The sequence below is a fragment of the Streptomyces sp. T39 genome, from assembly GCF_008042045.1.
Taxonomy (GTDB): Bacteria; Actinomycetota; Actinomycetes; order Streptomycetales; family Streptomycetaceae; genus Streptomyces.
In genome coordinates, this window is record NZ_RDBP01000252.1 from 1 (window position 1) to 2968 (window position 2968).

The following is a 2968-nucleotide window of genomic DNA, read 5'->3' on the forward strand; positions in this document are numbered from 1 at the left end:
ACCCACAGCCTATCGGGGTGGCTCTTGTTGTCCGGCGGGCGAACCGGTAGACCCTGCGTACTGATCGTGTACCGCATCCTTCCGGCATCCGAAAGGTCCGTACCGCATGGGATCATCCCGACCCGTCGTGTTCCGTGCCGCGCTCACCACGCTTGCGGCCGCCCTCGCGCACGGGGTGGGGCCGGGGCTCGTCACGGCCGGGGGCCGCGGTGGCGGCGGGCGGGACGAGCAGGGTGCCCGCGAGGGCGGCCGCAAGCGTGGTGAGCGCGGCACGGAACACGACGGGTCGGGATGATCCCATGCGGTACGGACCTTTCGGATGCCGGAAGGATGCGGTACACGATCAGTACGCAGGGTCTACCGGTTCGCCCGCCGGACAACAAGAGCCACCCCGATAGGCTGTGGGTATGCGTGATCTCGGGGTGGGCTTCGGCTACTTGATGAAGGGCCAGCGGTGGGTCGCCGGGCACGGCCGGTGGTTCGGCTTCGGGCTGCTGCCCGGTCTGGTGACGCTGGTGCTGTACGCGGCGGCGCTCTTCGGCCTGGTGAACTTCGCCGACGATCTGATCGCCTGGGCCACGCCGTTCGCCGACGACTGGTCCTCGCCGTGGCTGGAGGCCTTCCGCGGCGCGCTGACCGCGCTGCTCTTCGCGCTGGGCCTCTTCCTGTCGGTGATCACCTTCACCGCGATGACGCTGCTGGTCGGGCAGCCCTTCTACGAGTCGCTCTCCGAGCACGTCGACCGGACCGAGGGCGGGGACGTCCCCTCCTCCGGGCTGCCGCTCTGGCGCGAACTGTGGATCTCGGCCCGCGACTCGCTGCGGATCGTGCTGCGCGTCGTCTGCTACGGGGTGCTGCTCTTCGCGTGCGGCTTCATCCCGGTGATCGGCCAGACCGTGGTGCCGGTGCTCGGCTTCTGCGTCTCCGGGTTCTTCCTCGCCGAGGAGCTGACCGCGGTGGCGATGCAGCGGCGCGGCATCGAACTGAAGGAACGGCTGCGGCTGTTGCGCGGCCGCCGCACGGCGGCCCTCGGCTTCGGCGTGCCGCTGGTGCTGGCGTTCCTGGTGCCCTTCGTCGCCGTGTTCCTGATGCCGGGCGCGGTGGCGGGGGCGACGCTGATGGCCCGTGACCTGGCGCCCGCGCCGGACGCCGGTGACGATGCCGACGGCGACGGCGGCGACAGCGGTGACACGGTCTCCGCGGCGGGCTCCGTCGCGGCCGGCGTCACGCCGCCGCCGGTGGTGTGGCCGGAGCCGGGGCAGGGACCGCGGCGCTGAACCGCGCACCGGCGCACAGGCCGGGCCCGGTGGGCGCTGGGCTGCGGGGGGTGCGGCGGGTGGTACGGCACGGACGCCGGTGGACGGGCGTCAGCCGATGTAGAGGCCGCCGGTGTCCCACAGCAGGCCGCGGCGGCCGTCCTCCGTCGTGGCGACCAGGGCCAGGCCGTACCGCCCGACCGCGCGGTACCAGACCCCGGGCCGCAACTCGGCGACCACGCGCGAGGTGAAGTCCTCGGCGACGAGCTGCCGGGGGGCGGGGACGGCGAACCAGTACGGCGTGAACGGCGCCGGGCCCGGCGGGGTGGTGGGGGATGCCGTCCCGTCGGAGCGGGAGGGCGCCGCGTATGCGGCGCCTCGGGCCGCGGGCTCGGGCTGCGGTGCGGTGGTCGGCCCGGGGGGCTGCGGGTAGACCGGGCCGGGCTCCGTCGCGAGGGCCCGCCCGCCCGGCAGCGACCGCGGGCCCTGCCCGGCGGCCGGACCGAGCGGCTGCCCCCACAGGGGTCTGGCCGTGAGTCGGGGGCCTCCCGCGTCCCGCACGACCTGGACGTCGCGCAGGGAGTGGGCGCTTCGCGCCGATGCCCCCTGCTGCCCGGCCGGGGTCCGCAGCGCGTCCAGCAACTCGTGCAGCTCGGCGGCACCCCGGTGCTTCGCCGCGGACTCCAGCACGAGGTCGGCGTCGTCGTGCCTGCCCTCGCCGCGCAGCCGGCCGCTCAGCCGCACCAGCTCCTGCGTGGCCAGTCGCCGCCCCGCCTCACGCAGCAGGCCGTTCGCCTGCGCCGGGTGACCTCCGACGGTGCGCAGCGCGGCAGCCGCCTCCGCGAGCTGGGGCGGCGTCAGGCTCTGTGCGGCCTTGACCAGGACGAGCAGACGGCTGTCCCTCCCCGCGCCGGCGGTGTGCAGGGTCTCCAGGAGGGCCACCAGTTCACGGACCGGTGCCGACAGCGGTGCCGCGGCCCCGGTCGTCCGAGGGACGGGCATCCCCCAACCGGGCCGGACGGCGGACGGTGGAGGGACCGGCGAGGGCCGGGCCGCCGGTGCGTCGGCCGTGGCCGGCGATGCGGGCTGCGGGCCGGAGCCCCACACGGGTCGCCCGGAGTGCGTGGCCGCGTGGGCCGGGGTGCCGGGTGGTGGGAAGGGTGACGGCCCTTCGGCCGGTGCGTCCGTCGTGGTCGGCGGGGACGCGGGTGGTCCGGGGCGATGCGGCGCGCCGTCGGCCGGGGCGGGGCCGGCGGCCTCGGACCCGCCTGCGGACGGGCCTTCGGCGCCGGGCCACGCGCCGGGAGGGTCCGTGAACCCGCGTCCGGCGACGGGTTCGCCCGGGCCCCGCCCCCCGCGTGCAAGGGGGCCTGGGGTATCGGCGGCCTCGTCGGTGGACCGGCGCAGGGCTGCGGTGTCCGCGGCGAACCTGCTCAGGAAGCGGGAGGGGTCACCGGAGCCGTGCACGGCGGCGGCGCGGTCACCGGACCACCAGCGCAGGGCGGTCAGCCCGGCCGGCGCGAGTCCCCCCGGGGGCAGGAACGGGAACGGGGACGGGACGGCCGGGAGCTGGAGGTCTTCGTCCCGGGTGCCGCCGACGGCCGCTTCACCCTCGACGGTGTCCGCTTCGCCGTCGCCGTCTGCTACGACAACCGCTTCCCCGAGCTGGCGGAGCGGGCGAAGGCGGACGGCTGCGCGGTGTACGTGGCGAG

Annotated in this window: 3 protein-coding genes and 1 pseudogene; 2 read left to right on the forward strand and 2 right to left on the reverse strand. The window is 76.0% G+C overall.

Annotation, left to right across the window (positions count from 1 at the left end; all coding sequences use genetic code 11):
• Positions 1–112: 112 nt before the first annotated feature.
• Entirely contained in the window at positions 113–301 is a 189-nt protein-coding gene (locus EAO77_RS37830; protein WP_147992790.1) for a hypothetical protein, read from the reverse strand.
• A gap of 106 nt (positions 302–407) precedes the next feature.
• Here EAO77_RS37830 and EAO77_RS37835 point away from each other — a divergent pair, with 106 nt between their 5' ends.
• Positions 408–1277 (forward strand): EI24 domain-containing protein, encoded by an 870-nt coding sequence (locus EAO77_RS37835; protein WP_147992791.1) that lies wholly within the window; start codon positions 408–410, stop codon positions 1275–1277.
• Positions 1278–1367: 90 nt separating this feature from the next.
• On the opposite strand, the gene EAO77_RS37840 is transcribed toward EAO77_RS37835, so the two are convergent.
• Positions 1368–2258 carry a hypothetical protein gene (locus EAO77_RS37840; RefSeq protein ID WP_147992792.1) on the reverse strand — a complete coding sequence of 297 codons (891 nt, stop codon included), beginning with the start codon at positions 2256–2258 and terminating at the stop codon, positions 1368–1370.
• 459 nt (positions 2259–2717) lie between these two features.
• Here EAO77_RS37840 and EAO77_RS39355 point away from each other — a divergent pair.
• Positions 2718–2968, forward strand: a pseudogene (locus EAO77_RS39355) (carbon-nitrogen hydrolase family protein); the annotation flags it as partial.

Coding starts and splice junctions, on each gene's coding strand:
- EAO77_RS37830 (WP_147992790.1), bottom strand. CDS start 301: ATGGGATCATCCCGACCCGTCGTGTTCCGTGCCGCGCTCACCACGCTT.
- EAO77_RS37835 (WP_147992791.1), top strand. CDS start 408: ATGCGTGATCTCGGGGTGGGCTTCGGCTACTTGATGAAGGGCCAGCGG.
- EAO77_RS37840 (WP_147992792.1), bottom strand. CDS start 2,258: ATGCCCGTCCCTCGGACGACCGGGGCCGCGGCACCGCTGTCGGCACCG.